Origin of the sequence: Xanthomonas sp. SHU 166 (assembly GCF_000364685.1) — a bacterium.
GTDB lineage: Bacteria > Pseudomonadota > Gammaproteobacteria > Xanthomonadales > Xanthomonadaceae > Xanthomonas_A > Xanthomonas_A sontii.
This window is the reverse complement of sequence record NZ_AQOJ01000340.1, coordinates 1-1,169: the sequence shown is the minus strand read 5'-3', so window position 1 is coordinate 1,169 and position 1,169 is coordinate 1. Positions and strand designations below refer to the sequence as shown.

2 protein-coding genes are annotated in these 1,169 nt (G+C 75.1%); one reads left to right on the top strand and one right to left on the bottom strand.

Annotated elements, in window-relative coordinates; translation table 11 throughout:
* A partial coding sequence (locus D180_RS10030; protein ID WP_017912689.1) for a Sir2 family NAD-dependent protein deacetylase occupies window positions 1–314 on the top strand: 314 nt, incomplete at its 5' end.
* A 31-nt stretch (window positions 315–345) separates the two neighbouring features.
* Here D180_RS10030 and D180_RS10025 read toward each other — a convergent pair.
* Window positions 346–1,169, bottom strand: an 824-nt coding sequence (locus tag D180_RS10025; protein ID WP_017912688.1) for an alpha/beta hydrolase, incomplete at its 5' end; no start/stop codon positions are given.

The window sequence follows — 1,169 nt, the reverse complement described above, 5'->3', positions numbered from 1 at the left end:
TGGCGCCGCCGGTGTGCGCGGCCTGCGGCGGCACGGTGCGCCCGGGCGTGGTGTGGTTCGGCGAAGCGTTGCCGGCGGCGGAGTGGGCGCGCGCGCAGACCGCGGCCGACGACGCCGACCTAGTGCTGGTGATCGGCAGTTCCGGCCTGGTCTATCCGGCCGCCAGCCTGCCGCTGCAGGCCAAGGAGCGCGGCGCCTGCGTGGTCGAGATCAATCCCGAACCCAGCGCGCTGTCGGCGCGTGCCGACCTGCACTGGCGCGACAGCGCCGCGGTGGCGCTGCCGTTGCTGCTGCAGCAGTGCATGGTGACCTGAGCCCGGTTGTCGTGGGGGCCGTGCGCGGCGCTCAGCGCAGCGTGTGCAGGAACGCGTCCACCGCCGCGGTGTAGGCCGAGGGCAGGCCCAGGTCGCGGTTGATCTCCGCGTGGCTGGCATCCTGCGGCAGCACCTCGACGCGGATGCCGCGGGCGCCGGCCTTGCTGGCCAGGTGGCGCGCCTGCGCGCAGGCATCGGCGCGGCGGCTTGAGCACACCGCCAGCAGCGGCGGCGCGCTGGCGCCCATGACGTGGTAAGGCGAGGCGGCGATCCAGTCGCTGCGCACGCTGCCGAAGGCGCGGTCGTACAGCGGCAGATGCCGTTGCTGCATCACCTGCTCCACATCCATCGCCGCACTGTCCAGCGCCACCGTGCCCAGCGGTCGGCGCGCCCCGGCCTGCGCCAGCAGGTCCGGCGACAGGTCCAGCAGGCTCACCAGATGCGCGCCGGCCGAGTGGCCCATCAGCACCAGCCGTGCCGGGTCGGCGCCCCACTGCGGCGCCAGTTGCTGGATCCGGGCGACCGCGCGCGCCACGTCTTCTGCCTGCGCAAGCGGCGTGGCCTGCGGCAGCAGGCGGTAGTTCACCGACACCAGCACATGGCCCTGCGGCAGCCAGTGCGCGACCTTGTTGGCGGCCACGCCGGGGTTGTCCTTGTCGCCGTCGGCCCAGCCGCCGCCGTGCACCATCACGATCAGCGGCGCCTGACGTGCGCCGGCCGGCAGGTACACGTCCATGCGCTGCGCCGGGTCCGGGCCGTAGCCGACGTCGCGCAGCACCTGCGCGCCGGCGGGCAAGGGCGCGCGTGCGCCGTCGGCGCCGTCGCGCGTGGCCAGACGCTGCAGCAGGCGGGCGC